The sequence below is a fragment of the Mesorhizobium sp. M0077 genome (assembly GCF_040322955.1).
Taxonomy (GTDB): domain Bacteria; phylum Pseudomonadota; class Alphaproteobacteria; order Rhizobiales; family Rhizobiaceae; genus Mesorhizobium.
Map to the genome: position 1 here is coordinate 1 of NZ_JAMYUL010000029.1, position 25,274 is coordinate 25,274.

Sequence of the window (25,274 nt, forward strand, 5' to 3'; positions counted from 1 at the left end):
CGCGGCCCCCCCCCCCCCCCCCCCCCCACCCCCCCCCCCCCCCCCCCCCCCCCCCCCCCCCCCCCCCCCCCCCCCCCCCCCCCCCGCGGCCCCCCCCCCCCCCCCCCCCCTTCGTTTTCGCAAGCTTCGAAATCAGTCCTTTTCGAAGATGCGTGCCTTGGCGACGACGCCAGCGATTGCGCCGCCGATCAGCGGCGCAACGATGAACAGCCAGAGCTGGCTGAGGGCTGCGCCGCCGGTAAACAGCGCCGGGCCGATCGAACGCGCCGGATTGAGCGAGGTGCCGGTCACCGGGATCATGGCGAAGTGCAGTCCGGCCAGCGTCAGGCCGATGACCAGGCCGGCGAACGCCGTCGAGTGCTTCTCGGCGGTGACGCCGAGGATGACGGTGACGAAGGTGAAGGTGCCGATCAGCTCCCACAGGAAGGCCGAACTCGTCCCCCATTTCGCCACGTCCCAGCCATTGGCGCCGAAACCGGTGGTGTGCCCGCCGGTCTGGCCGGAGACGATGATCCACAGCGCCAGCGAGGCCAGAATGGCGCCGATGATCTGCGCGATCCAGTAAGGAATGACATCCTTGGCCGGCAGCCGGCCGGCAAGGAAGACGCCGAGCGTGACGGCCGGGTTGAGATGTGCGCCTGAGATGGGACCCACCGCGTAAGCCGCCGCAATCAGGCCGATGCCGAACGCCAGGCCGATGGCTTCCTGGCCCAGCGGCAAGTCGGCGAGAAAGCCACCCGTCGCCACCGACGCCGTGCCGACAAACACCAATAGAAATGTCCCTAGAACTTCCGCAAGATACGTTTTCATTGCCCTCTCCTCGTATCGATCCGTCGGTCCGCTTTTCCGCGCCGCGAATCATGGCGCAAAGAGTATTCCCAACGCAAAAGCTTGGAAAGCTGAGCAATTGCGCCACAGATCGTGCTTACGGCGGTCAGTTACCAACATTAGAGACCTTGCATATATTTGAGATTTGTTATCGCCGGCGGGCGGACATTTGCCGGCGGGGAAAATCGTCGGCCGCGAGCGGAAGGCCTCGTCGCCGCGAAATTCAAGCGGGGTTCAATCTCGACGCGAAACGCTCTAAGAGCAGGCCGAAAGATACTGTGCTCGATAGATGGAATGACGAATGCGACTGGGCGGACGGCTGGCGGCAGCCATTGAAGTGCTGGACGACATTGGCCGGCGCCACCGGCCGGTGGCCGATGCGCTGAAAGATTGGGGCCTGTCGCATCGCTTTGCGGGCGGCGGCGACCGCGCGGCGATCGGCAACATCGTCTACGACGCGCTGCGCCACAAACGTTCCGCCGGCTGGCTTTTGGGTGAAGACACGCCCCGCGCCATCGGCTTCGGCGCGCTGCTCATCGAATGGGGCCAGACGCCGCAATCGCTCAACGATGCGCTCCAGGGTGACAAGTTCGCGCCGCCGCTGCTCAGCGCCGCCGAGTTGCAGGCGCTGGCCGAGCGCCGGCCTGAAGACGCGCCGGAGGCGGTGCGGGCGGACATACCCGACTGGTGCGCGCCGCTCTTCGAACGATCCTTTGGCGCAGACTGGGTTGCGGAAGGGGCGGCTTTGGCGACCCGCCCGCCGCTCGACATCAGGGTCAATACGCTGCAGTCCGACCGCGCCAAAGTGCTGGCGGAACTCGCCGAAACCGGCGCCAAGGCAGCCGCTATCGCGCCACAAGGCATTCGCATCCCGCCCATCGACGGCGACGGCAGGCACCCGAACGTACAGGCCGAGCCGGCCTTCCAGAAAGGCTGGTTCGAGGTCCAGGACGAAGGCTCGCAGATCGTTGCCGCCCTTGCCGGCGCGCAAGCCGGGATGCAGGTGCTCGATTTCTGCGCCGGCGCCGGCGGCAAGACGCTGGCGCTGTCTGCGGCGATGGCCAACAAAGGCCAGGTCTTCGCCCATGATGCCGAGAAGGCGCGACTGGCGCCGATCTTCGACCGCATCCGCCGTTCGGAAAACCGCAACGTGCAGGTCGTCACCAAGCCGGCTGAACTCAGCCCCCTCGTGGGCCATATGGACATTGTGCTGGTCGATGCGCCCTGCACCGGCAGCGGCACCTGGCGGCGCCGTCCCGACGCCAAATGGCGGCTGACGCAAAGACAGCTCGATGCCCGCAAGGGCGAGCAGTCGGCGATCCTCGACGCGGCCAAGGCCTATGTCAAACCCGGCGGCCTGCTGGTCTACATCACCTGTTCGGTGTTCGACGAGGAGAATGGCGAGCAGATCGCTGCCTTCCGCGAGCGGCACAAGGGCTTTGTCCCGGTCGATCATCGCGCGCTCTGGGATGTCAGCTTCCCCGGTCACGCAGCGGCCGCCCGGATCGGCAAGACAAGCGATATCTCGCTGTCGCCGGCGCTCAGCGGCACCGACGGGTTCTATTTCTGTGCGCTGCGTCGGGCGAATTGACGCTGCGATTGACAGGCTGACATAGCGCCAGTTGCAGATGCGCGGCGTCGGCCGCCAGACGGGGTAGAATTCTTGCAAAGATATGTGTCGCTTCTGCTTTTCCTCATTCTGGTGTTCGGCGGCGGCCTGTTGATCGGCTATGCGACGCTGCCGGGTGAATGGTATGCCTCGCTCGCCAAGCCGCCCTTCAATCCGCCCAACTGGGTCTTCGCGCCCGCCTGGACGCTCCTTTATGTCCTGATCGCCGTAGCCGGCTGGCGGACATGGGAGCGGGAACGAGCAGGCGCCGCGATGAAGATCTGGGCCCTCCAGCTTGTTCTGAACTTCGCGTGGTCGCCGACTTTCTTCGGCGCAAAACTGATGGGGCCGGCATTGGTCGTGATCCTGGCTCTTCTCGCCAGCATTGCGCTGTTCATCGCCACGGTGTGGAACCGCGACCGGGTTTCCGGCTGGCTGTTTGCGCCCTATGCCCTATGGGTGGCCTTCGCCACCTTGCTCAACGCGTCGCTGCTCCTGTTGAACTGAGTGCTTTGCTGCAGTGCAGCAAAAGCATTTGCGTGGCGTTCAGGCGTCTGCGATAAGCTTTGCAGATAAATCAGGGCGATGGCCATGGCAGCAAAGATCGTACCCGCACCCGATTATGAGGACCGCGTCAGGGCGTCGTTCGCCCGCCAGCAGGCGATGGCGACCATTGGCGCCGAGCTGACCCTTGTGACGCCGGGCATCATCGAGATCGAAATGCCCTATTCCCAGGCACTGACCCAGCAGCACGGTTTCCTCCATGCCGGGGTGATTTCGACGGCGCTGGACTCGGCCTGCGGCTATGCCGCGTTCTCGCTGATGCCGGAAAATTCCGGCGTGCTGACCATCGAATTCAAAGTCAACCTCCTGGCGCCCGGCCGGGGCGAACGCTTCCTGTTCCGCGGCTCGGTGACCAAACCCGGCCGCACCATCATTGTCGCCGATGGCCAGGCGTACGCCTTTGCCGCCGATGGCGAGGCCAAGCTGATCGCGACCATGACCGGCACGATGATGACGGTGGTTGGCCGTGACGGGATAGCGGGATGAGGAGTGGTCCGTGTAACCGACGAAAAGCCCCCAAATTGGCTTTTCGAGCGACCCGGAGCCATAGCGAAGGGCCGGCAGCCGACGAGAGCGCCGCCCTTTTTGTTCCGCAGCCGAGGGAGTCGAATTCATGACCGGCAAAGTGTCGCGAATTGGCGGCAAGGACGTTCTTTTCGTCATGGCGGCGCAGGCCGAGTACGGTCCGCATCTGCAAAAACTGTTCACGCCGCTGATGACGGGCGTCGGCCCGGTAGAGGCAGGTGTGCGGCTCGGCGCCGAACTGTCATGGCTGAAATCCGAGAAGGCGTTGCCCGATCTCGTCGTCTCGCTCGGCTCCGCCGGCAGCCGAACGCTTGAACAGACGCAAATCTACCAGGCGGTCTCGGTCAGCTATCGCGACATCGACGCTTCGCCGCTGGGCTTCGAGAAAGGGGTTACGCCGTTTCTCGACCTGCCGGTGACAGTGCCGCTGCCGTTCAGGATACCGGGCATTAAAGAAGCCAGCATGTCGACCGGCGGCGCCGTCATCACCGGTGCCGCCTATGACGCCATCGCCGCCGACATGGTCGACATGGAAACCTTCGCCTGCCTGCGCGCCTGCCAGTTGTTCGATGTCCCGCTTATCGGCCTGCGCGGCATTTCAGACGGTGCAGCCGATCTGCGCCACGTTGGCGACTGGACCGAATATCTGCATGTCATCGACGAGAAGCTGGCGGATGCAGTCGTGCGCCTCGAACAGGCCATCGGCTCCGGCACGCTACACAAGGAGCAGCCTGGGCAAGAGCCGGCAGCGCTCTGAAAGTCGGGCTACGCACCCCATTGCGCCGACTCGTTTCTTTCTCTAAAGGCTCGCCATGACGACAGCCAATCATCCCGATACAGTCCTGATTGTCGATTTCGGCAGCCAGTTTACGCAGCTCATCGCCCGCCGCATCCGCGAGGCCGGCGTGTTTTCCGAGATCGTGCCGTTTCAATCGGCCGAAGCTGCCTTCAAGCGTATCAATCCAAAAGCCGTGATCCTGTCGGGCGGTCCCGCCTCGACATCAGACATCGGCAGCCCGCGCGCGCCGCAGATCGTCTTCGATGCCGGCGTGCCGGTGCTCGGTATCTGCTACGGCCAGATGGCCATGTGCGTGCAGATGGGCGGCGTCGCCGAAAGCTCGAACCATCGCGAATTCGGCCGCGCCTTCGTCGAGATCGAAAAGGACAGCCCGCTGTTCGAAGGCCTGTGGGCGCCCGGCCAGCGTCACCAGGTGTGGATGAGTCATGGCGACCGCGTCATCTCGCTGCCCAAGGGGTTCGAGGTCTTCGGCAAGTCGGAAGGCTCGCCCTTCGCCATTTTCGGCAATGTCGCGCGCAAGATGTACGGCATCATGTTCCACCCGGAAGTTGTGCATACGCCGGATGGCGCCAGGCTGCTGAGAAACTTCGTGCACAACATCGCCGGCATCGAAGGCGACTGGACGATGCGCGCCTATCGTGAGCACGCGGTCGAGACAATTCGCAAACAGGTCGGCAAGGGCAAGGTGATCTGCGCGCTGTCGGGCGGCGTGGATTCATCGGTCGCTGCCTTGCTGATCCACGAAGCGGTAGGCGACCAGCTGACCTGCATTCTTGTTGACCATGGCCTTATGCGCAAGGACGAGGCCGCCGGCGTGGTGGCGATGTTCCGCCAGCACTACAATCTGCCGCTGATCCTGGTCGACGCGTCGGAAAAATTCATCTCGGCGCTGGAAGGCGAGTCCGACCCCGAGAAGAAGCGCAAGACCATCGGCCGGCTGTTCATCGAAGTGTTCGAGGAAGAAGCCAAGAAACTCGGCGGCGCTGATTTCCTGGCGCAAGGCACGCTCTATCCCGACGTCATCGAGAGCGTCTCCTTCACCGGCGGCCCGTCGGTGACCATCAAGTCGCACCACAATGTCGGCGGCCTGCCGGCGCGCATGAACATGCAACTGGTCGAGCCGCTGCGCGAACTGTTCAAGGACGAGGTGAGGGCACTGGGCAAGGAACTCGGCCTGCCCGAAAGTTTTATCGGCCGCCATCCGTTCCCTGGACCAGGCCTTGCCATCCGCTGCCCCGGCGGTATCACCCGCGAGAAGCTCGAAATCCTGCGCGAGGCCGACGCCATCTATCTCGACGAGATCCGCAAGGCCGGCCTCTACGACGCCATCTGGCAGGCTTTCGCCGTGCTGCTTCCGGTGCAGACCGTCGGTGTGATGGGCGACGGCCGCACCTACGAATTCGTCTGCGCGCTGCGCGCCGTGACGTCCGTCGACGGCATGACCGCCGACTTCTACCACTACGACATGGCTTTCCTCGGCGCGGCGGCCACCCGCATCATCAACGAAGTCCGCGGCATCAACCGCGTCGTCTACGACGTGACGTCGAAGCCGCCAGGCACCATCGAGTGGGAATGATTCAGGCCACCAAACGGCGCCGAAAATACGCCATTGTACGCCATATTCATTTGATAACACATGTAAATCCATTCGGAGACAATCAGCGACAATCGGTGCGCAGAGATTGGATTGACGGACCGGCTGACGGACCTTCCGCATATTGCTAGCTCAGATTTTTCGAAGTACCGTCAGATCCAATGAGGCTCTGACGGTACTTTTTTATGCCTTAAGGAATTGAAGATAAAACAAAATTTCTGCCGAAGAGCCTCGAAATTGTACTGACGGTACTTTTCAGACGGATGCCGCCCTTAAGGCACTGAAACCAAAGAGAAAATCTATAAGATTGCAGACCGTGACGGCATGTATGTCCGCGCGATGCCCAGTAGTGCGATCTGGTTCGGCTGGACTACAGGCTCAACGGACGCCAGGAGACGGTCTATCTAGGCAGGTATGGGCGGGGCGGATCTCACTTGCCCTTGCCCGAGAGAAGTGTCTCGACGCGAAGCGCGCTATTGTCGAGGGACGATCGCCGGCGATCGAGAAACAGCGCGACAAGCGCCGAGTTGTGACCCCGATCTCCGGCCGACTTCAGCGCCGAAGTGGCTACCAAACCACAGCGATGTCCGGGCCTTCAAGGCCTCATCTATTCCGGCCAAGCCGGCCCGGAGCGCCGCATTCACTCACATCCCTTGAACCTGAGTGCAGAGCTGCTGCATCGAAGCCATTTGAGCAGCCGAGTTCGCGCCCGAACCCGTGCTGGTGCTGGCGGTCGTATCGCCAGCTGTATTCGAGGATCCCGACGTGCCGGTGGTTGTACCCGAACCAGTGCTGTTGCTGGCCGTGGTGTTACTGCCGGTCGAACCAGAGCTGCCTGAAGTGCCGGTGGCTGTGCCAGAGCCGGTGCCGACACTCGCCGTTGTATCACTGCCGGTCGAAGCCGAGCTACCTGACGTGCCGGTCATTGTGCCAGAGCCAGTGCCGTTACTGGCCGTCATTCTCGAGCAGTCGGAGCGAACCTGTGCCTGCTGTTCAGAGCTCAGGGACGACCAGTTCTTGCGGATCTCATCCTGCGACAGAAGTCTTCCCGAATTGGCGTCGCTGAAGAATGAGCCCGAGAGCTTGCTGTCCCAGCCGCTCGGGATACCGCTTTGGCCTGAGCCGGACGTAGAACTCATACCCGACCCGGCCGATGAGCCGGACGTTCCGTTCGTGCCGCTGGATGTTCCCGACGACTGCGCCAAGGCCGCGGTGGCGAGACAGAGAGAGATCGCTGTAGCTGTCAAAATCTTACGTTTCATGTGAGTCTCCTTTGGGGTTCGACGCCGTTGCGGCGTCGAACCCTAATCTCGAGGAAAGGCACTTGTTCCTGTATAGAGTGGAATTCGATGTCATGATCCTTGTGCACCAGCCTTGGTCTCGAATGCGATGCCGGAGCGCTTCAACGACGACTGACGCCTCAGGCGAGAGCTGTCCGCTACTGGGTGTTAGAGGCGATATGCGGAACGCTTCCCGAATAGTTGGGTGCCACCATCGGGTAATTGCGAGGCAGGTTCCATTTGGTTCGGTAATCGTCCGGATTCATGCCCAGTCGGCCAAGGTGCGAACTGCGTCGGGTCTCGGTTAGAGACAGGAGGGTGGCCTTTGCCGCGGCGTATAGCTCGACATGCGGAGCTCGTCTCGACCGCGCACACTCAATATGTTTTACGATGACGCCGCCAGATGTCATATGAGCGAATGCCTTTCCGGCGAAATAAATTGCTCCCAGCAGGTCGACGCTCAGCACCTTCAGCCAGCCCGCTCTAGTGAATGCCTCAATGGGTTTAAAGATTATCAGGCCGGCGCGTTGTTGACGATTATTACCAACCTGCCGAACGCGTGAGCGCAAGTCGACAGCACCATGATAGCGGCCTCCCCCGGCGCGCCCCTTGTCGAACCGATGCGCGCCTTCTCGACCTTGCCTCCACCCACGTCGGCTCACCCGTGCACCTTCGGTGCCCAACCGCATGGCGATGGCCAGTCCAATGCCGCTTGCAGCACCGGTTGCAATGCAGTCTTGTTATCCAGGCGCATCGGGTTCGACCTCTTTCTGGGGAGCAGCAAGTGGTTCAGTCCAGCCTTCAGCGACCCGATCCACGCTCAGCAGGCTGCGCGCATAATCCTGTTGCGCGCGAACAATGGCATCATCCTGCTGTGAGGGAAGAAAGACCGGCAAAGCAAGGCAGACACTTTGTGTGGCCAACAGCTTATTCCAGTTCGCGATCAGCGCCTTGAAAGCGCGCCCCACCGCCCTCGGATTTCGGTCGAGGTCATAGAGGCCGAGCGGATTGATCCGTCCGTTGTTCTCCCGAAGCGCACTGTCCCAGTCCACCTGATCCGTCAGCGAGTACCAGGTGAAGCCTACGATGGGGATGCCATCGTTGCGGATCCGCAGCACGTTGGCCCACTCTTTCCACAGCCAATAGACGGCTTCGTCTCCATTGGGGCCTTCGCTGATGTTGGTCTCCGTATGCATTACGGGAAGCCGGTAGCGGTTGAAGTACTGCCGCGTGATCTCGTCATAGCCAAACACCTCGCCGGACCCGGACGTCGTTCCGTCTGCCCAAACCCGATGTTCGTTGGTCTGGTAATAGTCGGTGCCCATCACGCAATGCCTGCGCAGATGGCTCTCCAGGAAGAAACTGTATTCTTCGGCCGTCATCCCGTTTTCGAGAAGATAGCGATAGGTGTGCGCGTCGACGTCATGACCGTAGTTGAGATCAAGCGACAGGAAACGCTCGCTGTTGAACCGTTCCGCTCTGCCGACCGCCTCGGGAGAATCGGCGTGGAAGTATTCCGAGGATTCGCTCTGTATGAAGATGGCGTCCGGCCGCACCTCGAGGATCGCCCGCATGGCAAGCACGTTCGCCTTCACGATGTGCTTGAGGGCGGTGACGAAAGCAGTGTCGCTGCTCAGTTGTTCGTTCCACCATCCCCAGCGAGCCGAAAAGGTGGCGCAGATGAACATCTCATTTATTGGGGTGAAGAGCTGGATCCACGGATAGCGCATCGCGAAATCCCTGGCGTAGTGCTCGAATAGTGTCGGAAAGTCCGGGTTCTGGAAGTTGCCAACCCAGTCCGGCACGCCAAAATGGCAAAGGTCGACGATCGGAAGAATGTCTTTCGCCTTCAGGTCCGCGAAGGTCTCATCGGCGAATGCCCAATCATAACGTCCATCACCCAGCCACGTTTTGTGGATGGGAGGTCCGTGGCGGAGGAAATGCACCCCGAGATCCTGGACCAGTTCGAAGTCGGTGCGCCATCGTTCGTAGAAGCGGCATTTTTCCATTTCGTCGACGCGCTCCCGGCCTTGTCGAATGGTGGGGGTGCTGTTCTCGATGCCGGTGGCAAACATGAACGTGAACATTGATGGTCCTTAGCCAAGGCGGAGATGCCCGCGCTTGGTCAAACGTTCAGTGCTCGACGCAGTTCCTGCAAGACTGCTTGTCAAGTTCGGTAGGCGCCTGACAACCACGTGCCTGAAATTGGCGGAATTCTATCCCACGGTTCAAGCGAGCAGCTTGCGCCGAACATGGTCGGACTATGCTGGACGGAGATGTCGGCTTCGGGCCAGACCAGTTGGCGTCAAACGCGCCTTTGCAAGTGAAAGCGGTATGGTAGCTATCCACGTTTGCAAACTGCAAGCGGACGTTCCGCTGCCGGCCCCATTTGAGCCATTCACTGGGAGGCAGACCCGCGGTACATCACCAATATTCTCGAAGCCAGTAGTTAGTCTCGTTCATCGTCCTTTGGTTCGACAGACCCATACGAGAGAATACGAGAGATATGGACCGGCGAACCATCCGCTGTATTGATCTCCTGTAGAAAACAGTGACCCTCAGACACTAGCATGATCGTTATTCGTCAATGGCTACGAAGCTGTTCGCCAAATTGATTCAAGAAGCTGATCCAGCCATTCGCTGACCGCATTTATCTTCTGCCGAACAACAGCAACGCGCCTGAATCCTGCCTTCGGATCAATGTTCGCGTACGCAAAAACGGCCGCTCGCGAACATACATTGACAGGTCCAGTTCCGAATAATAAGTTCGGTCATAGAACGAATTAACCGGAGTTCAATGTGACTGACCTGCCGCGCATATCCCGTCAGTTCTCACAGCGCTCCGTGATGGAAGCGATCGTCCAGGGCGGGCCGATCTCCCGCGCCTCGATCGCCAAGCTGACGGGCCTGTCGAAGCAGACCATCTCCGAAATCATGCGCGGGCTCGAGCAGGAGGGCTGGGTCCAGGAAACCGGCCGCACCAGCGGCCATGTCGGGCGCACCGCCGTCACCTACGAACTGGTCCACGACGCAGCCTATATCATCGCCGTCGACCTTGGCGGTACCAAGGTGCGGGTCGCGCTGACCGACCTTGCCTGCCAGATCTTTGCCGAAGCCGCCACACCGACCGATCCGCGCGGCGGCCAGTTCGTCGTCGATCAGATTGCAGCGCTGGCCTTCGATGCCGCGGCCAGACAGCACGTCGCGCGCAAGAAGATACGCCTGGCCGTCATCGGCGCGCCTGGCGCTCCTGACCCGGCCACCGGCCGCATTCTAATGGCGCCGAACATTGCCGGCTTCGACACAATGAATGTGCTGGATGCCTTCGAAGAAGCGCTCGGCGTCGCGGTGATGATCGAGAACGACGTCAATCTCGCGGTGCTTGGCGAGAACTGGCTCGGCCAAGGCCAGGGCATCGACAATCTCGCCTACGTCGCGCTCGGCACCGGCATCGGCAGCGGGCTGATGCTGGGCGGCCATCTGGTGCGGGGTGCTGGGCACGCCGCCGGCGAGATCGGTTTCATGCCGATCGGGGCCGATCCCTTCGCCGAGGAATCACTGCGCACCGGCGCATTCGAACGCGCGGTGGCCACCCACGCCATGACCGATCGCTACCACGCTCTCACCGGCAGGCAGGTCTCGGTGCCGGCAATATTCGAGAATGCCGCGCTTGGCGACAAGGACGCGCTCACCGTGCTCGACGAAACTGCCCGCCATCTGGCGCAAGGCGTTGCGGCAATCGCGGCAATCGCCAATCCAGAAAAGTTTATCCTCGGCGGCTCGATTGGGTTGCGGCCCGAAATCCTGTCCAGGGTGCAGGCGCTTCTGCCGCTATGCTTCCCCTATCCGGTCAGGGTCGAGGCGAGCGAACTCGGCGCACGCGCAGCCCTCATTGGCGCGGCGGCAATCGGCCTTGGCCAGTTGCACAACACGCTGTTCGGCGTCGACGCGCCTGATGGCCGGATTTCGCTGCCGCCTGCCCAGGCCGCCGCGCTGAAGGAGGCCGCGATATGACTTGCAATATTACCGCCCGCCTGCAGGCAGCGCTCGACCGTGACGACGCACTAACGCTGTTTCGCGGCGCCATCGGCCGAGAGAGCATCACCGGCAACGAAGCCAACTTCGTCGACTTCCTCGAAGCCAGGATGCGCGACCTTGACCTCAGCGGCCTGACCAGGACGGAATTCCTTCCTGGGCGGCCCAACATCTGGGGCGAGCGCAAGGGGGCCGACCAGGGAAAGCGCCTGCTGTTCATCGGCCATACCGACACCGTCCATGTCGACGGCTGGCGCGAGCATTGGGCAGGCACCGAGCGTGAGGATCCGTTCGCCGCCCCGATCATTGATGGTGCTGTCTGGGGCCGAGGCTCCGGCGACCTCAAGGCCGGCATCATTGCTTCGCTGGCGGCACTCGCGCTGCTCGACAAGGCCGGCGTTCGCCTCAAGGGCGACGTCGCCTTTGCCTTCGTCGGCGACGAGGAGAGCGGCCAGCCCGGCACCGGCATTTCCGCCGGGATCAAGCACTTCGTCGGACGCATCGAGACCGGCGAGGTCACAGCACCCGATTTCAGCGTCTATGTCGAGCCGACCCGCCTGGCCGTCTATGCGGCGCAGATCGGCTTCTTCATCACCGATATCTCGATTACCGGCAAATCCGCCTATTTCGGTGTGCCAGAACTCGGCAAGGATGCGCTCCGTGCAAGCCATGCCGCGATGACGGCGCTTTGGAAGCATTCGGATGAGGTCGCCGCGCGCGCCGAGCACAAACTGGTCGGGCGCGGCTTCCTGCTTATCACCGGGCTTGCCGGCGGCGGCTACATTGCCGTTCCCGAGCGCTGCACGCTCTCGCTGATCCGCAAGCTGTTGCCTGGCGAGGACCTCGACACCGCCGCCGCCGAGATCGAGGCTGCCGTGCGCGGCGCGATCGCCGATCCGGATATTTCGGTAGAGTTCGCCTACCCCGCCGGCCGCGACCACAGGCTGGGCGGCACCGCTGCCGAGATCGGCGAAACGCGGGCGGAAGTCGCCATGCTGTCCGACGCGATGGCCGGCGCAATGAGCGGACGCGGCGTCATCGAGGGCGCACCGTTCTGGTCGGAGTCCCCCTTCTTCATCAATCAGCTCGGTATTCCTGCCGTCTATTGCGCGCCCGGCGACATCAGGAATTGCCACACATTCGAGGAGCACGTGGATGTCGAGGAATATTTCGCCGGCATAGTCGGCTTCGCCGCCTTCATGGCCCGCTACTGCGGCGTGGCCGACTGAACCACCAACGAAGCAAAATGGGAGAACTGACATGCCGATGAAGACACTGATCGCCGCCGCCTTTGCCGGCGGATTGATGCTTGCCGCCAACCCAGCTTTCGCACAGACGGTCGGCCCGCAGGGCGAGAGCGCCACGCCGAGCGCCGACGTGATCCTAAGCGATGCCGACATCGCCGCGCTCAAGGACAAGGGCTACAAGGCTGCCTTGCTCTGGCACACCTCGTCCGATTTCACCAATGCGGTAACCGCCGGCGCCACCGACGAATTCGCCCGCGCCGGCATCACCATTGCGGTCAAAACGGATGCCCAGTTCGACTCCGCCCGCCAGCGCAGCGACATCGAGACGGCGTTGGCCGCCAAGCCCAACGTCATCTTGGCGCTGCCGCTCGACCCGGTCACCTCGGCAGAAGCCTTCCGCCAGGCGGTCAAGGACGGCACCAAGTTGGTGTTCCTGTCCAACTTGCCCAAGGGCTACAAGCAGGGCACCGATTACGCTTCGATCGTGACTGACGATCTATTCCAGATGGGCAAGCAGGCTGCGGACGCGATGGCCAAGGCGATCGGCGGCAAGGGCAAGGTCGGCTACATTTTCCACGACGCTGCCTACTACGTCACCAACCAGCGCGACCAAGCCTTCAAGACCACCATCGAGAAGGTGTATCCCGACATCAAGATCGTCGCCGAACAGGGCATATCCGACCCGGCCCGCGCCGAGGAACTGGCCAACGCGATGCTTTTGCAGCATCCCGATCTCGACGGCATCTACGTGACCTGGGCCGAGCCGGCCGACGGCGTGCTGTCGGCGCTACGCGGCGCCGGCAACGCCAGGACCAAGATCGTCACGCTCGACCTCGCCGAGCCGGTCGCGCTCGACATGGTCAAGGGCGGCAATGTCGCAGCCCTCGTCGCCGACAAGGCCTATGAACTCGGCCGCGCCATGGCTGCTTCCGGCATGAAGTCGCTGCTTGGTCAGCCGACACCGGCCTTCGTCGTCGCCCCGGCTCTGACCGTCACCAAGGAGAATGTCGCGCAGGGCTGGAAGGACTCGCTCAACCGCGACGCGCCGCAGCCGGTGCTCGACGCGGCCAAGTAGGCTCTCGCTCCGGCGCGGCACGCCGCACCGGAGCTTTTCTCGACACAACAAAAAGGGAACCGGGACATGCGCAAAGGATCTGTAATCATAACGACAGTGGCGAGCCTGCTAGCCATGCACGCCTTCGCCGCTGAAGGCGTCACCACAGGACCGAATGGTGAAAAGCCGGTGCCGGCGAGCAGTCTTACGCTGACGCCAGCCGAAGAGCAGCAGATCAAGGACGGCAAGTTCACCGCCGCCCTCGTCTGGCACGAGATGAGCGAATACACCAACGCCGTCAACGCCGGCGCCCATGACGAATTCAAGCGCCTCGGCATCGAGGTGGTGGCGCAGACCGATGCCGGTTTCGACGCCGCGCGACAGAAGGCCGATATCGAGACGGTGATGGCCAAAAAGCCGTCGATCATCCTGTCGCTTCCCGTCGATCCGGCGACTGCAGCTTCGGTCTACGATCCGGCACGCCAGGCCGGCGTCAAGCTCGGCTTCGTCGACAATTCCCCGGCCGGCTACAAGCAGGGCAGGGACTATGTCACCATCGTCTCCGACGATCTCTTTCAGATGGGCAACAAGGCCGGCATCGCCATGGCCGAGGCGCTCGGCAAGAAAGGCAAGGTCGGCTACATCTTCCACGATGCCGACTTCTACGTCACCAACCAGCGCGACCAGGCCTTCAAGAAGACCATCGAGCAGGACTATCCCGATATGAAGATCGAGGCCGAGGCCGGCATGGCCGACCCGGCGCGCAGCGAAGACATCGCCCAGGCGATGATCACCCAGCATCCGGACCTGGACGGCATCTATGTCACCTGGGCCGAACCGGCGCTGAGCGTGCTTTCGGCCTTGCGCGGTGCCGGCAACACGCACACCAAGATTGTCACGCTCGACCTCAATGAGCCTGCCGCGCTCGACATGGTCAAGGGCGGCAACATCGCGGCCCTCGTCGCCGACGAGGCCTACAGCATTGGCGTGACGCTGGCGCGCGCCTCGGCAGGTTCTCTGGTCGGCAAGAAGGCCGAACCATTCTATGCCGTAGATTCCATCGCCGTCACCAAGGACACGGTGAAGGACGGTTGGAAGAAGTCCCTCAACAGGGACGTACCGGCGGCTATCGCGGACGCGGTGAAATAGGCTCGAGGCGAAGCGCTCACCACCGGAGGAATAAAATGTCCAGTGCCAACACCAGCGCCGGTAGCAGCTTCGCCAGCCGCTTCAATCTGCAGCAATATGTCGTCTACCTCGGTTTCCTGGCGATCTTCCTGTTCTTCGCCATTGTGCTGAGGGACAGCGGCTTCCTCACCGTCCGAAACTTATCGAACATCGTGTTGCAGACGACGCCGGTGACGATCATGGCCATCGGCCTGGTCTTCGTCATGTCGGCCGGCGAAATAGATTTGTCGATCGGCTCGATCGTGGCGGTGGCGGCCCTTGCAGCCGCCGTCACCATCAACGCGTACGGCATGCCGGCAGGGATAGTCGCCGGCCTCGGCGCCGGCCTGCTGATCGGCGTCATCAACGGCGTGCTGGTGGCGTATGTCAGGCTGCCCTCCTTCCTGGTGACGCTGGCGACGCTCGGCCTGTTCGCCGGCGTTTCGCGTTCGATGACAGACCTTCGCTCGATCTCGGTGACCAACGAAGCGTTCACCGGCTTCTTCGGTTCCGGCTCGCTGCTCGGTGTCCCCTCACTCGTCTGGTGGTCGGTGATTGCCGTGGCCATCGGCCACCTGGTGTTCCGCGAAACCCGTTTCGGCGCGCATGTGCTGGCGACCGGCGACAATGCCCGCGCCGCAAGCGTATCGGGCATCAGCGTGCCCAGGATCAGGCTCGCCGTGCTGACCATCAGCGGCGGGCTCGCCGGTCTTGCCGGCTTGCTCTATGCCGGTCGCCTGCAAGCGGCGAAATATACTCTCGGCGAAACCGACCTGATGACGGTCATCGCCGCCGTCATCGTCGGCGGCACGCTGCTCAATGGCGGCAAGGGCTCCGTGGTCGGCGCGCTGGTCGGCTCGTTGATGATGGGCATGCTCAACAACGGCCTGATCCTGATGGGCCTGTCGGTCTCCGACCAGATGATCGTGCGCGGCCTCATTATCCTGACCGCAGTCGCCGTGTCGCTGCGCGAAAAGAACCGCTGAAGGAAGCCATCCATGTTTCTCGAGATTCTGCGCCGCCGCAACCCCGCCTTCATCGAATCAGCTATCCGGTTGCACCAGCAAGGTAAGCTGCCGGCCAATGCTTATGTGCTCGATCTCGACACGGTTGAGGCCAATGCGCGGGTTCTCAAGAGCGAGGCCAACCGCAACGGCCTGAAGATCTTCGCCATGACCAAGCAGGTCGGCCGCTCCTCGTCGTTCTGCCGGGCTGTGATGCGCGGCGGCATTGACCGCGCGGTCGCCGTCGACATGGCTTGCGCCCGCGCCACCCACAAGGCAGGCATGAAGCTTGGCCATCTCGGCCATCTCCAGCAGGTCGCAAAATTCGAAGCGGCGGCTGCGGCGAAAACCTTCAAGCCGGACTACTGGACCGTGTTCAACGATACCAAGGCTGGGGAAGCGGCAACAGGCGCCAAGGCGGCCGGCTATGTGCAGGACCTGCTGGCCCGCATCGCCGCCGAAGGCGATATCTTCTATCGCGGCCATGAAGGCGGTTTCAATGCCGCCGACATTATCGATGTCGCCGACCGGCTGGATGCCGTCGAAGGCGGCCGTTTCGCCGGCATCACCACTTTCCCTGCTCTGCTGTTCGACCATGCTTCGCGAAAAGTGCTGCCGACCCCCAATCTGGCGACGCTCGCGAAAGCTGCGGAAGCGCTGGCTAAGGCAGGACGCAAGGACATTGAGATCAACGCGCCGGGCACCACGTCGAGCGTTATGCTGGCGGCACTCGCCGAGGCCGGCGCGACGCAGTGCGAGCCCGGCAATGGACTGCATGGCACCACCGCGCTGCATGTCATGGAAGATTTGCCGGAGCTGCCGGCGGTGCTCTATCTCACCGAGGTCTCGCATCTCTCCGGCGGCAAGGCCTATTGCCTTGGCGGCGGCTTCTACATCGATCCGATCTTCCCCGACTACGACGTCAAGGCGATCGTCTCGGCTGAACCGACGACGGCAGGCTCGGCACTGCGCAGCGTCGAGGTGCCGCCGCCCTCTGCGATCGACTATTACGCCATGATCGATGCCGCCGGCGCGAACGCGCCGAAGCCTGGCGACAGCGCCGTGTTCGGCTTCCGTGGCCAGGCCTTCGTCACCCGCGCCCATATTGTCGGCGTGTCGGGCATTTCGACGGACAATCCGAAAGTGGAAACCATCGAGAACGGCTTCGGTGAACCCTATGCCTGGCCAGTCTAGGAGAAACACATGACGGTGAGCGCGCCCATCCTTCAGCTGCACGACATTCGCAAGAATTTCGGCGGCATCACCGCGATCGAGAGTTTTTCGCTCGAGGTTTTCCCGGGCGAGATCGTTGCACTCGTCGGCGACAACGGCGCCGGAAAGTCGACGCTGGTCAAGATCGTCTCGGGCGTCCACCCGCCCTCGTCCGGCACCATCGTCATCGAAGGAAAACCGGTGACGATGTCGAATGCCACCATGGGGCGCGCGCACGGCATCGAGGTCGTCTACCAGGACCTGGCGCTGGCCGACCAGCAGACGGTCTACATGAACATGTTCCTCGGCCGCGAGCCGCTGAACCGCCTCGGTTTGCTCGACCGCCGCCGCATGATCGACGAGACCGAGAAACTGGTGAAGGAACTGGACGTGCGCATCCCCTCCGCGCACGCCACTATCCGCGATCTCTCCGGCGGCCAGCGCCAGGGCGTTGCGATCGCGCGCGCCACGCATTGGGCAAGCAAGCTGATCCTGCTGGATGAGCCGACGGCGGCGCTGGGCGTTGCCGAAACCGCCCGGGTGGAGGCTATCGTCCAGTCGCTGAAGCAGCGCAATGTCGGCATCCTGATCATCAGCCACAGCCTCGACCAGGTCTTCAAGCTCTCCGACCGCATCTGTGTTCTCAGGCGTGGCAAGCAGATTGGAATTCGCGAGACCGCGAAGACCGATAAGAACGAGATCATTGCCATGATCACCGGCCTGCAGCAGCAATAGCAGGAACCTCTCTGAGAGCCCCCGCCCGAGATCCGGATGTTGTCGGCGATCACGCGATCGATCAGCTTGTGCCGCGTGGTGATCGCCATCGGCCCGTCCTGGTCGTAGCTGCCTTGCCACTCCGGATGCGGCGCCAGCAGCGCTGGCACATACATCGTGTCGGCCGAAATCATGCGCTGTTCCTTGCCGGAGTTTGCGAGGTAGACCGAGTGGCCGGGCGTGTGGCCGGCGCAGCGATGATCTGGAAGCCGGGCGCGACTTCGGCGCCGTCATGGATGCTGCTGGAGCTGCTGCGTCTGGTGAAGTTGCCTGCATCGCCTGAATTTCTCCAGGCGTATCCGCACCAGCTTTCTGGCGGCCAACAGCAGCGCGTTGGCACCGCTATCCCAGTCTCGATTTGATAGGACCTATGCAATGTATGGCGGCGCCGACATCACCGTGCCGCCCGGCGGCGTCAAGCTGTCCGGCTTCGGTCGCGACAAGTCGCTGCATGCGCTGGACAGATACACCCTCTCAAAACAGCCTGGATTTCTCTCGGCTGACCGTTTCTCGCTAAGCGCTGCCGAGGATGAAATCGGCGCAGCGGTCGGCGATCATGATCACCGGCGCGTTGGTGTTGCCGCTGATGAGACGCGGCATGATCGAGGCGTCGCAGATGCGTAGGCGCGGCACGCCGCGCACGCGCAATTGCGGGTCGACCACCGCCTGGTCATCGGTGCCCATCCGGCAGGTGCCGCAGGGGTGATAGACCGTCTTGGCATGTTCGAGGATGTGGTCTGTTATGGATTGATCGGAAAGGTCGGCGGCCCCGCCCGGCGACAGCTCCTCGGCGATCACCGCCTGCAGGGCCGGCTGACGCAGGATGGTGCGGGCGATCTTCATGCCGGCGAGCAGCAGGGCAAGATCGCCGGCAGGCTTTCCCTACGAAACCCGCTTCGAGGATCTGGAATATCTCACCACCGGTCGCACCGATCTGGTTTCGGTCTTACCAACAATGCCTACACCTCCATTCCCATTCCTCATTCTTTTGTCTTTCTGCTCATGCTGGCGGCGGTGATGTGGGTCGTTCTGCACCGTACTGCCTTCGGACGATATCTCTACGCCGTCGGCAAAAATGAAGAGGCCGCGCGGTTTTCCGGAATCCGCACCGGCCGGGTTATCATCTGCGCCTATGTGATCTGCGCCGGGCTGACGGCGCTGTCATCCATCTTTCTCGCAATGTACACACGCTCGATCCTGCCAAGCTCGCACGGCAATTTCTACGAGCTCTACGCGATCGCCGCCGGCAGCCTTGAAGGGTTCTCGTTGCGGGGCGGGGAAGGCTCAATCATTGGTGTGGTGCTCGGAACGATCTTGCTGCAGGTGCTTCAGAATCTTGTCAATCTTTTAAATTTAGGCATTCCCTCCTCACTCAACTTTGCCGTGAGTGGATCGGTGATCCTGATCGGGGTACTGGCGACCAGGAATACACAGAGTTTCGAAAGCGCCGCGAATTGATGCGGAGCCGGCTCGCGGCCGCCGAAGGTAGGCTGCGATGCCCGAGCCGGTGAAATAGGCAGTTGCGATCGCCGACCGGTTGGCTGCTTGCGCCCGTGGGAGCAGCCGAAGGCCGGGATCTAAACGCCGCAATATTGCCTCTCGAGCGGCTCCTGCTTCGAAGGCAGTCGCCGCAATGTCGATGCAGTCGGCTCATGATGTGCCGAGTTTCGATCTCGCATGGTGATGTAACTTATGCGATCAGCCCGTACTGCCGTGCCTTGTTGCGCAAGAACGGCAGACCGTTGCCCATCACAACCGCTTCACTCTCGGCCACCGGACGCCACACGCTGAGGCCAAACGCCAGACGCGGATCCATGTTGATGAAGCTCTCCATCGCGAGCCCGCCCTTGAAGCCGATCGCGGCCAGCGTTGCGAACGTCTCATCCCAATTGCAATTGCCCTCGCCTGGGGTGCCGCGATCAGACTCGGAGAGGTGGATATATTTGAGGTAATCGCGGGCGGTGATAATGCCGTTGCCCATGCCCTTTTCCTCGATATTCATGTGGTAGGTATCAAGGTGCACGAACATATTGTCGGCGCCGACTCTCTCGATTAGTGCCACCGCCTGAGCCGCGGTGTTGATGATGTGGTTCTCGTAGCGGTTCACGGCTTCGACACCGAGTTCGACGCCGCGAGACTTGGCTTGCGCGGCGGCGGACGTCATCACTTTCGCAATGTTATCAAGTTCGTCCTGGGTAGGTGGCACGCCAGTACGCTCGCCGATGCCGCCATAGATTACGCCGCACAGCGCCTGGGCTCCGATGTCGGCCGTCTTGTCGATAGCCACCTTGAGAAAGTCAATCGCTTCCTGTGGGTGGCGCGATGCCCAAGCATGTTCGGGCAACCCTAGCGAGCACACCGCCTGCATGCCATTTGCCGCCAGCAGCTTGCGGGTGTGATCGGCATCGCAAGAAAATGGATCGGCCAGCGAAATTTCAATGAAATCGAGATCGTATTTTTTCACTGCCGCTACAGTGTGCTCGGCGCCCTCTACGGACCAACCACTCGTCCACATGCTCGTATGAACGCCAAAACCCTTCATCGTGTTATCCTCATGAAATTGAGCTGCCCGGCAGCCCACCGCAAGATCATGACGCCGATCAGCATGATGCCCCAAATGGCTGTGGCCAGGTGCTGGCTGGCGCCCAAGAGATTCAGTCCCGAAGAAAGCAACTGCAAAACGATGAGGGCTAGGAAGACCGAAACGACCTTGCCGAAGCCGCCAAACGGATTCACCCCGCCCAAGAAGCAGGCAAGCACCGTAATCAGCACATAGGACTCGCCATGGCCGACACGGACGGAATTGAATCGTGCCATCATGATAATGCCGGCCAACGCACACATGGCGCCAGAAAGCGCGTAGATCAGAATGATCACGCGTCGCGTCGAGATGCCGGAATAGCGCGTCGCCTCGATGTTGGAGCCGACCATATAGTTTGAAAAACCAAGCCTGGTTCGGGTCATCAAGACATGCCAGACGATGACTGCGCCGAGCAGTATCAGCAGCGGGACAGGAATGCCGACGATGCTGCCGTGGCCCAGGGGCTGGATGAATTCGGGAAAGCCCGAAATGTCGGCGCCGCGGGTCAGAAACTCGCCAAGGCCGCGCAGGAAAATCATCACCGAGAGCGAAACGAGGATGGGGTGCGCGCCGGTATAGGCTATCACCGGGCCCATGACCAAGCCGCTTGCCGTGCCAACGCCGACCGCAAGAACGGAACCGAGTAGAAAGGCATAGATGCTTGCGTCCGGTCCTCCGTTGGCCTGAAGAACCCAGGCGAGCGTGAGGCCACAGAGATTGGCCGTGAACGTCACGGCGAGATTGATGCCGCCCGAGATGATCGGCATCAACATCGCGAGCGTAAGCAGTCCAAGTTCAGGCAACTGGAAGGCCACCGATTCAAAGGTAGCTTTGGACAGGAATCGCGGCGAGAGAGATCCGAAGAATGCAATCACCAAAATCAATGCCAGCAAAAGTCCGATATTCTCGGCGCCCAACGTGCCGGCAAGACGGCGCAAGAATCCGTGCCGTAGCGCTCCAGTTTCGAGCACGCGCTGCGTCATGTACCCATCCTCTGCCGCAAGCCCGCGAGGATATGCCCGAGCGGCGCGTTGGACAGCGTGATGGCAATCAAGATGATCGCCCCGACGATCATCTTGAAAGCATAGGGAGAGATGCCGAGGAGGTTCAGCCCGTTTTGCGTCACCGACACAAGAAACACGCCAAGGATGCAACCGAGCACGGTGCCGCGCCCGCCACCCAGCCTGGCACCGCCAAGGACAACAGCTGCCAGCACGTCCAGCTCGCGCCCCACCAATGCGTTGGGCACGACTTCCTGGGAATAGTGCACCTGCACAAGTCCCGCGATCCCGGCCATCAAACCAAGCCAGCCGAAGGCAATGAAGTGCATCGCCGCGATGTTGATACCGAGGCGACGGGCGCCCTCCGGGTTATCGCCAAAAGCGTATAGCTGCCGTCCCGTGGTGGTATACCGGATAAGCCCCCAGGTGGCGCAGACGCAGACCGCCATGATCGCAACCGGCAGTGTTAGCTCGGTCCAATTGCCATTCGCCTGTTGGAACTCGAAAAGCACAGTGCGATGCGTCCACCATGCAGGCAGATTGTAGATCGATACACCGTGCGTGAAGAACATCAGCAGGCCGAAAAAAATATTGAAGGTGGCGATGGTGACAACGATTGAAATGATCTGGAAATAGTAGATGAGGCCGGCGTTCACCGCACCCAGGGCGATCCCGACAATTGCCGCCAAGGTGAGGCCGATGAACCAATCACCACCTCCCATTTGGGCTAGAGCCAGCGCCACAACGTATTGAACCACTGACGCGGCCACAGCGAAGGAGATGTCGATGCCCCCAGCGATCAACACCACCAGCAGCCCAACCGCGAAGATCAGATTTGTCGAGCTTGTGTTGAGCAGATTGAAGAGATTGGCAATGGTGAAGAATTTGTCGCTCGCAACGGAGAGACCTGCGCTCATGATGAGAAGAACCACAACGAGCCATGTCTCGGTGGGATGAGCCCGGAAGAGCTTGCCGCGGTTACGCATAGACGGCAGCTTCCAGGTCGCCGAGCGGGATGGCGTGCGGATCGTATTCGGCGACTATCTTGCCCGCAGCCATATGAAGGATACGATCGGCGTTGAAATAGACCTCCGGCACTTCATCGGATATCAGCAGAATCGCCAGGCCTTCGGCAGCGAGCTTGGCGACAATCTCGAAGATGCCGGCCCGCGCGCCAACGTCCACCCCCACGGTTGGCGAATCAAGAATGATCAGTTTCAGGCCGACCGCCAGCCATTTGGCGATGGCCACCCTTTGCTGGTTGCCGCCCGAGAGCGTGGAAATCGCATCGGTCTGCCGCCCGACTTTTATCGCCAATTCCTCGATCCAATGATTGACGAGCGCGTCCTTCTTCTCCGAGGAGATCAGCCCTCGATCAAGGATCTTGTCGAGCACCGGGATAACGGCGTTGTCGGCGATGGACTGAGCTTGTATGAGACCAAGGGACAAGCGGTCTTCGGAGAGATATCCAATACCCGCGCGGATTGCGTCGCGGTTGGAGTTCAGATGAAGAACCGTCCCGTTGAGTGCGATGCTGCCGCGGTCTGGGCGCAGCATGCCGAAAATAGAAAGCGCGAGTTCTGTGCGACCGGCGCCGAGTAGCCCGGTCAGGCCAAGCGTTTCACCTCGCCGTATTGTCAGCGAAACGTCGTCATAGTCGCCTGCGCGGGTCAATCGATCGATCTTCAACACGACGGGTGATCCACTAAGGTTTCTCGTGCTCACGGTTTGGTCGAACGTCTTGCCGGTCATCAGTTCGGTGAGGCGTGATTGGGTCATTCCGGCGGTCGGGAACACCCCAACGACCTTACCGTCGCGCAGAACGGTGACGCGACTTGAGATCTCCAGAACTTCCGCAAGGCGATGGCTGACGAAGACGATAGCCATGCCTTCATTCGAGAGTGTTCGAACGATCGCGAGCAACCGGTCTGTTTCCGATTGAGTAAGCGACGATGTGGGCTCGTCCATGAAAATAACCTTCGCATCGCCGGCGAGCGCCCGGGCGATGGCGACGATCTGACGTTGGGCGATTGCAAAGCTACGCAGAGGCGCGTCGACATCGAGGTCGGCGCCAAGCCGCGCCAACAGCCCTCGCGCCACCTCGCGAATGCGCGAATGATCGACGAGCCGAGGCATGTTGCCGAGGACAGTTCTGATCCCGATATTTTCCGCGACTGTCATTTCAGGAAACAGTGCGAGGTCCTGCCAGATGACTTCCACCCCGGCGCTGCGCGCCGCAGCCGGCGACATGATGTCGACAGACTTTCCGGCGATCGACATGTTTGCGCCGGCTAGCGGCTGACAAACGCCGGTGATTACCTTGATCAGGGTGCTCTTGCCGCTGCCGTTCTCACCGGCGATGCATTGCACTTCACCCGGGAGAACCTCGAAGGCGACATCCTGGAGGGCTCTAACGCCACCAAATGTGACGCTTATGTTGCTAAACGACAGAACCGATGGGAGGTCCTGCGTCGTAGACGCGACGAGGTTCACGGCGGGCCCTTCTGAAATGACAAGGATGGGGCGTGCCGGGATTGATCTGCCACCCCGGCACGCCAGCCATGGTCCGCCATCTAAAGCCCTAGGGCTGCAAGACCATCGACCGTTTCGACCGTGATAGGCTGCACAGCGTCCACGATGATGGTGCCGGTTTTGAAGTCAGGGTGAACGACACCCAGACCTTCGATCGTCATGCCGTCGGTGATTTCACCGCCGCCCGCCAGAAAATCAGCCATTGTTACGAATACTTTGCCCGCTTCCAGAGGATTCCACATGTAGCCGCCGTCAATAATGCCGGACTTGAGCATTGCGCTGCCTTGGCTAGGCGAGAATGAACCGACAAGAACCACCTTGTCACCAAGCTTCTGCTCCTCGATCGCGCGTCCGGCGCCGATCGGTCCCTGACTGCCGAACGTCAGGAAGCCGCCGAGGTCAGGATTGGCGGCAAGCACATCCAGAGCCGTCTTTCGGCTGTCATCGGCGCTCTCGGCGACGCCATATCTGTCGCCAACCATCTGCATGTCGGGAAAGTTCTTCTTCAGGTAGGCGATTGCAGCATCGGCCCAGGCATTGTGTGCGGGCACGGTAAGAGAACCCACGTACACGACGTACTTGCCTTTGCCGCCCATTTTCTCGGCAAATAGTTTGGCATGGGCCTCACCGAAACCAACGGCCGAGACCATTTCGAAGTCCCAATCAGCGTTCACCTGGTCCGGCGATTCATGGGTTATGACCTTGATGCCCGTGTCGCGCGCCTTTTTTAGAACCGGCTCGAGAACGTTTGCATCATTCGGCACGACGCCAATTACGCTGACGCCCTGAGCTATCAGGTCTTCGATCGCGCGAACCTGAAGTGCCGGGTCGGCGCTGGTCGGCCCGACCATGAAGCCGTCGTCGCCAAGCTCTTTCGACTTTTCCTTTATTCCCGTTTCCATGGCATTGAACCAGGGAATGCCGCCGATCTTCACGACGACTCCAACCTTGACGTCCTTCGCCAGCGCAGCATCCATTGCGGCGACCGAAAGGGCTGCGCCGAACGCTGCCGCGAGTATAGTTTTTGCTAACATTTAATTCCTCCCTGATTGACGAGTTTTTGGGTTGCCTATTGCCCATGTCGGCTTTGTTTGGCCCGCCCCTTTGTGCCCGACGGCATTGACGCACTCGGCGCCGCATTCCTCCCAGAACGCGCCATAAAAGACTTTGAATGCCGGCCGGTCAAGGTGCTAAATAGATTTAGCAAGGCGGGTCACGCAACCAGCGTCTAAAAACATTTCTCGATCGATGTAAACGATCCGCCCGTTCGCACTCAGGCTGCACCCGTAGAAAGGACATGCGATCCCCCGCGAGCCTTGGGTGGAGGCGGTGCTACCCAGATCCGAGGTGCTGATGAACGGAGTTGGGTTGTGTGCGTCAAGTTCTGCAAAATGGGGCAGCCATGATGCTGGTCATGCGGCTTGGCGCAGAGCGAGCTTCTTGTGCTCGCGCAGGTCGTCCATGTTGA

The 25,274-nt window shown here is 61.5% G+C and carries 23 protein-coding genes and 4 pseudogenes; 17 read left to right on the forward strand and 10 right to left on the reverse strand.

The features are described from left to right. Positions 1-132: 132 nt before the first annotated feature. The gene (locus NKJ57_RS30345) at positions 133-810 is read right to left on the reverse strand and encodes an MIP family channel protein (protein ID WP_352513744.1); all 678 of its coding nucleotides are present in this window, start codon (positions 808-810) and stop codon (positions 133-135) included. Positions 811-1,129: 319 nt separating this feature from the next. Between NKJ57_RS30345 and NKJ57_RS30350 the strand changes: the two genes are divergently transcribed. From NKJ57_RS30350 to NKJ57_RS30380, 7 genes and pseudogenes are all read left to right on the forward strand, one after another. Continuing rightward, positions 1,130-2,419, forward strand: a complete 1,290-nt coding sequence (locus NKJ57_RS30350; RefSeq protein WP_352513743.1) for an RsmB/NOP family class I SAM-dependent RNA methyltransferase — start codon at positions 1,130-1,132, stop codon at positions 2,417-2,419. Between the two features lie 84 nt (positions 2,420-2,503). Beyond that, positions 2,504-2,944, forward strand: a complete 441-nt coding sequence (locus NKJ57_RS30355) for a TspO/MBR family protein (protein ID WP_502902081.1) — start codon at positions 2,504-2,506, stop codon at positions 2,942-2,944. Between the two features lie 84 nt (positions 2,945-3,028). Continuing rightward, positions 3,029-3,487, forward strand: coding sequence for a PaaI family thioesterase (locus NKJ57_RS30360; protein WP_023701303.1), 459 nt, complete (start codon positions 3,029-3,031; stop codon positions 3,485-3,487). A gap of 127 nt (positions 3,488-3,614) precedes the next feature. Next, on the forward strand, positions 3,615-4,283 hold the full coding sequence (locus NKJ57_RS30365) for a 5'-methylthioadenosine/S-adenosylhomocysteine nucleosidase (RefSeq protein ID WP_352513742.1): 669 nt from the start codon (positions 3,615-3,617) through the stop codon (positions 4,281-4,283). Positions 4,284-4,338: 55 nt separating this feature from the next. Next, entirely contained in the window at positions 4,339-5,901 is a 1,563-nt protein-coding gene (gene guaA, locus NKJ57_RS30370) for a glutamine-hydrolyzing GMP synthase (protein ID WP_023732330.1), read from the forward strand. A gap of 232 nt (positions 5,902-6,133) precedes the next feature. Then, positions 6,134-6,448, forward strand: a pseudogene (locus NKJ57_RS30375) (Arm DNA-binding domain-containing protein); the annotation flags it as partial. 188 nt (positions 6,449-6,636) lie between these two features. Beyond that, positions 6,637-7,185, forward strand: a complete 549-nt coding sequence (locus NKJ57_RS30380) for a hypothetical protein (protein ID WP_023738284.1) — start codon at positions 6,637-6,639, stop codon at positions 7,183-7,185. 172 nt (positions 7,186-7,357) lie between these two features. Here NKJ57_RS30380 and NKJ57_RS30985 read toward each other — a convergent pair whose 3' ends face one another. Both NKJ57_RS30985 and NKJ57_RS30395 read right to left on the reverse strand, forming a co-directional pair. Further along, positions 7,358-7,888, reverse strand: a complete 531-nt coding sequence (locus NKJ57_RS30985) for an SDR family oxidoreductase (RefSeq protein ID WP_502902080.1) — start codon at positions 7,886-7,888, stop codon at positions 7,358-7,360. A 51-nt stretch (positions 7,889-7,939) separates the two neighbouring features. Then, on the reverse strand, positions 7,940-9,286 hold the full coding sequence (locus tag NKJ57_RS30395; RefSeq protein ID WP_352513741.1) for a family 1 glycosylhydrolase: 1,347 nt from the start codon (positions 9,284-9,286) through the stop codon (positions 7,940-7,942). Between the two features lie 712 nt (positions 9,287-9,998). Here NKJ57_RS30395 and NKJ57_RS30400 point away from each other — a divergent pair. From NKJ57_RS30400 to NKJ57_RS30430, 7 genes are all read left to right on the forward strand, one after another. Beyond that, positions 9,999-11,213: an ROK family transcriptional regulator gene (locus NKJ57_RS30400; protein WP_352513740.1), complete on the forward strand. Its 1,215-nt coding sequence runs from the start codon at positions 9,999-10,001 to the stop codon at positions 11,211-11,213. After that, positions 11,210-12,463: a M20 family metallopeptidase gene (locus NKJ57_RS30405; RefSeq protein ID WP_352513739.1), complete on the forward strand. Its 1,254-nt coding sequence runs from the start codon at positions 11,210-11,212 to the stop codon at positions 12,461-12,463. The genes NKJ57_RS30400 and NKJ57_RS30405 overlap by 4 nt, the downstream gene beginning before the upstream one ends. A 31-nt stretch (positions 12,464-12,494) precedes the next feature. Next, positions 12,495-13,556 carry a substrate-binding domain-containing protein gene (locus tag NKJ57_RS30410; protein ID WP_023667731.1) on the forward strand — a complete coding sequence of 354 codons (1,062 nt, stop codon included), beginning with the start codon at positions 12,495-12,497 and terminating at the stop codon, positions 13,554-13,556. A 66-nt stretch (positions 13,557-13,622) separates the two neighbouring features. Further along, positions 13,623-14,684 carry a substrate-binding domain-containing protein gene (locus NKJ57_RS30415; RefSeq protein WP_352513738.1) on the forward strand — a complete coding sequence of 354 codons (1,062 nt, stop codon included), beginning with the start codon at positions 13,623-13,625 and terminating at the stop codon, positions 14,682-14,684. Between the two features lie 35 nt (positions 14,685-14,719). After that, on the forward strand, positions 14,720-15,688 hold the full coding sequence (locus NKJ57_RS30420; protein ID WP_023686847.1) for an ABC transporter permease: 969 nt from the start codon (positions 14,720-14,722) through the stop codon (positions 15,686-15,688). A 12-nt stretch (positions 15,689-15,700) separates the two neighbouring features. Continuing rightward, positions 15,701-16,900 carry an alanine racemase gene (locus NKJ57_RS30425; protein ID WP_352513737.1) on the forward strand — a complete coding sequence of 400 codons (1,200 nt, stop codon included), beginning with the start codon at positions 15,701-15,703 and terminating at the stop codon, positions 16,898-16,900. Positions 16,901-16,909: 9 nt separating this feature from the next. Beyond that, positions 16,910-17,653, forward strand: a complete 744-nt coding sequence (locus NKJ57_RS30430; protein ID WP_023686849.1) for an ATP-binding cassette domain-containing protein — start codon at positions 16,910-16,912, stop codon at positions 17,651-17,653. A gap of 23 nt (positions 17,654-17,676) precedes the next feature. Here the strand turns inward: NKJ57_RS30430 and NKJ57_RS30435 are convergent. Beyond that, positions 17,677-17,930: pseudogene (locus NKJ57_RS30435) on the reverse strand (MBL fold metallo-hydrolase); the annotation flags it as partial. On the opposite strand from NKJ57_RS30435, the gene NKJ57_RS30440 reads away from it, so the two are divergent. Together NKJ57_RS30440 and NKJ57_RS30445 are read left to right on the forward strand one after the other, a co-directional pair. After that, on the forward strand, positions 17,890-18,054 hold the full coding sequence (locus NKJ57_RS30440) for a hypothetical protein (RefSeq protein WP_023704359.1): 165 nt from the start codon (positions 17,890-17,892) through the stop codon (positions 18,052-18,054). The pseudogene NKJ57_RS30435 and the gene NKJ57_RS30440 sit on opposite strands and share 41 nt — an antisense overlap. Before the next feature lie 16 nt (positions 18,055-18,070). Further along, a pseudogene (locus NKJ57_RS30445) lies at positions 18,071-18,195 on the forward strand (aldehyde dehydrogenase family protein); the annotation flags it as partial. A gap of 10 nt (positions 18,196-18,205) precedes the next feature. Here the strand turns inward: NKJ57_RS30445 and NKJ57_RS30450 are convergent. Further along, positions 18,206-18,535: a GMC oxidoreductase gene (locus NKJ57_RS30450; protein WP_023692322.1), complete on the reverse strand. Its 330-nt coding sequence runs from the start codon at positions 18,533-18,535 to the stop codon at positions 18,206-18,208. Between the two features lie 16 nt (positions 18,536-18,551). Between NKJ57_RS30450 and NKJ57_RS30455 the strand changes: the two are divergent. Continuing rightward, a pseudogene (locus NKJ57_RS30455) lies at positions 18,552-19,203 on the forward strand (ABC transporter permease); the annotation flags it as partial. A gap of 179 nt (positions 19,204-19,382) precedes the next feature. Here the strand turns inward: NKJ57_RS30455 and NKJ57_RS30460 are convergent. The 5 genes from NKJ57_RS30460 to NKJ57_RS30480 form a co-directional block, all read right to left on the reverse strand. Beyond that, entirely contained in the window at positions 19,383-20,234 is an 852-nt protein-coding gene (locus NKJ57_RS30460; RefSeq protein ID WP_352513736.1) for a sugar phosphate isomerase/epimerase family protein, read from the reverse strand. After that, positions 20,231-21,256 carry an ABC transporter permease gene (locus NKJ57_RS30465; RefSeq protein WP_023667740.1) on the reverse strand — a complete coding sequence of 342 codons (1,026 nt, stop codon included), beginning with the start codon at positions 21,254-21,256 and terminating at the stop codon, positions 20,231-20,233. Before NKJ57_RS30465 ends, NKJ57_RS30460 begins: the two co-directional genes overlap by 4 nt. After that, complete coding sequence (locus NKJ57_RS30470; protein ID WP_352513735.1) at positions 21,253-22,260, reverse strand: ABC transporter permease; 1,008 nt, start codon at positions 22,258-22,260, stop codon at positions 21,253-21,255. The genes NKJ57_RS30465 and NKJ57_RS30470 overlap by 4 nt, the downstream gene beginning before the upstream one ends. Then, positions 22,253-23,767, reverse strand: a complete 1,515-nt coding sequence (locus NKJ57_RS30475) for a sugar ABC transporter ATP-binding protein (RefSeq protein ID WP_023704356.1) — start codon at positions 23,765-23,767, stop codon at positions 22,253-22,255. Before NKJ57_RS30475 ends, NKJ57_RS30470 begins: the two co-directional genes overlap by 8 nt. Before the next feature lie 80 nt (positions 23,768-23,847). After that, positions 23,848-24,840 carry a substrate-binding domain-containing protein gene (locus tag NKJ57_RS30480; RefSeq protein WP_352513734.1) on the reverse strand — a complete coding sequence of 331 codons (993 nt, stop codon included), beginning with the start codon at positions 24,838-24,840 and terminating at the stop codon, positions 23,848-23,850. Positions 24,841-25,274: the final 434 nt, after the last annotated feature.

Excerpts from the sequence above, each read along its gene's own strand:
- NKJ57_RS30345 (WP_352513744.1), bottom strand. The coding sequence starts at position 810 with ATGAAAACGTATCTTGCGGAAGTTCTAGGGACATTTCTATTGGTGTTT.
- NKJ57_RS30350 (WP_352513743.1), top strand. The coding sequence starts at position 1,130 with ATGCGACTGGGCGGACGGCTGGCGGCAGCCATTGAAGTGCTGGACGAC.
- NKJ57_RS30360 (WP_023701303.1), top strand. The coding sequence starts at position 3,029 with ATGGCAGCAAAGATCGTACCCGCACCCGATTATGAGGACCGCGTCAGG.
- NKJ57_RS30365 (WP_352513742.1), top strand. The coding sequence starts at position 3,615 with ATGACCGGCAAAGTGTCGCGAATTGGCGGCAAGGACGTTCTTTTCGTC.
- guaA (WP_023732330.1), top strand. The coding sequence starts at position 4,339 with ATGACGACAGCCAATCATCCCGATACAGTCCTGATTGTCGATTTCGGC.
- NKJ57_RS30985 (WP_502902080.1), bottom strand. The coding sequence starts at position 7,888 with ATGCGGTTGGGCACCGAAGGTGCACGGGTGAGCCGACGTGGGTGGAGG.
- NKJ57_RS30395 (WP_352513741.1), bottom strand. The coding sequence starts at position 9,286 with ATGTTCACGTTCATGTTTGCCACCGGCATCGAGAACAGCACCCCCACC.
- NKJ57_RS30405 (WP_352513739.1), top strand. The coding sequence starts at position 11,210 with ATGACTTGCAATATTACCGCCCGCCTGCAGGCAGCGCTCGACCGTGAC.
- NKJ57_RS30410 (WP_023667731.1), top strand. The coding sequence starts at position 12,495 with ATGCCGATGAAGACACTGATCGCCGCCGCCTTTGCCGGCGGATTGATG.
- NKJ57_RS30415 (WP_352513738.1), top strand. The coding sequence starts at position 13,623 with ATGCGCAAAGGATCTGTAATCATAACGACAGTGGCGAGCCTGCTAGCC.
- NKJ57_RS30420 (WP_023686847.1), top strand. The coding sequence starts at position 14,720 with ATGTCCAGTGCCAACACCAGCGCCGGTAGCAGCTTCGCCAGCCGCTTC.
- NKJ57_RS30425 (WP_352513737.1), top strand. The coding sequence starts at position 15,701 with ATGTTTCTCGAGATTCTGCGCCGCCGCAACCCCGCCTTCATCGAATCA.
- NKJ57_RS30430 (WP_023686849.1), top strand. The coding sequence starts at position 16,910 with ATGACGGTGAGCGCGCCCATCCTTCAGCTGCACGACATTCGCAAGAAT.
- NKJ57_RS30440 (WP_023704359.1), top strand. The coding sequence starts at position 17,890 with ATGATCTGGAAGCCGGGCGCGACTTCGGCGCCGTCATGGATGCTGCTG.
- NKJ57_RS30450 (WP_023692322.1), bottom strand. The coding sequence starts at position 18,535 with ATGAAGATCGCCCGCACCATCCTGCGTCAGCCGGCCCTGCAGGCGGTG.
- NKJ57_RS30460 (WP_352513736.1), bottom strand. The coding sequence starts at position 20,234 with ATGAAGGGTTTTGGCGTTCATACGAGCATGTGGACGAGTGGTTGGTCC.
- NKJ57_RS30465 (WP_023667740.1), bottom strand. The coding sequence starts at position 21,256 with ATGACGCAGCGCGTGCTCGAAACTGGAGCGCTACGGCACGGATTCTTG.
- NKJ57_RS30470 (WP_352513735.1), bottom strand. The coding sequence starts at position 22,260 with ATGCGTAACCGCGGCAAGCTCTTCCGGGCTCATCCCACCGAGACATGG.
- NKJ57_RS30480 (WP_352513734.1), bottom strand. The coding sequence starts at position 24,840 with ATGTTAGCAAAAACTATACTCGCGGCAGCGTTCGGCGCAGCCCTTTCG.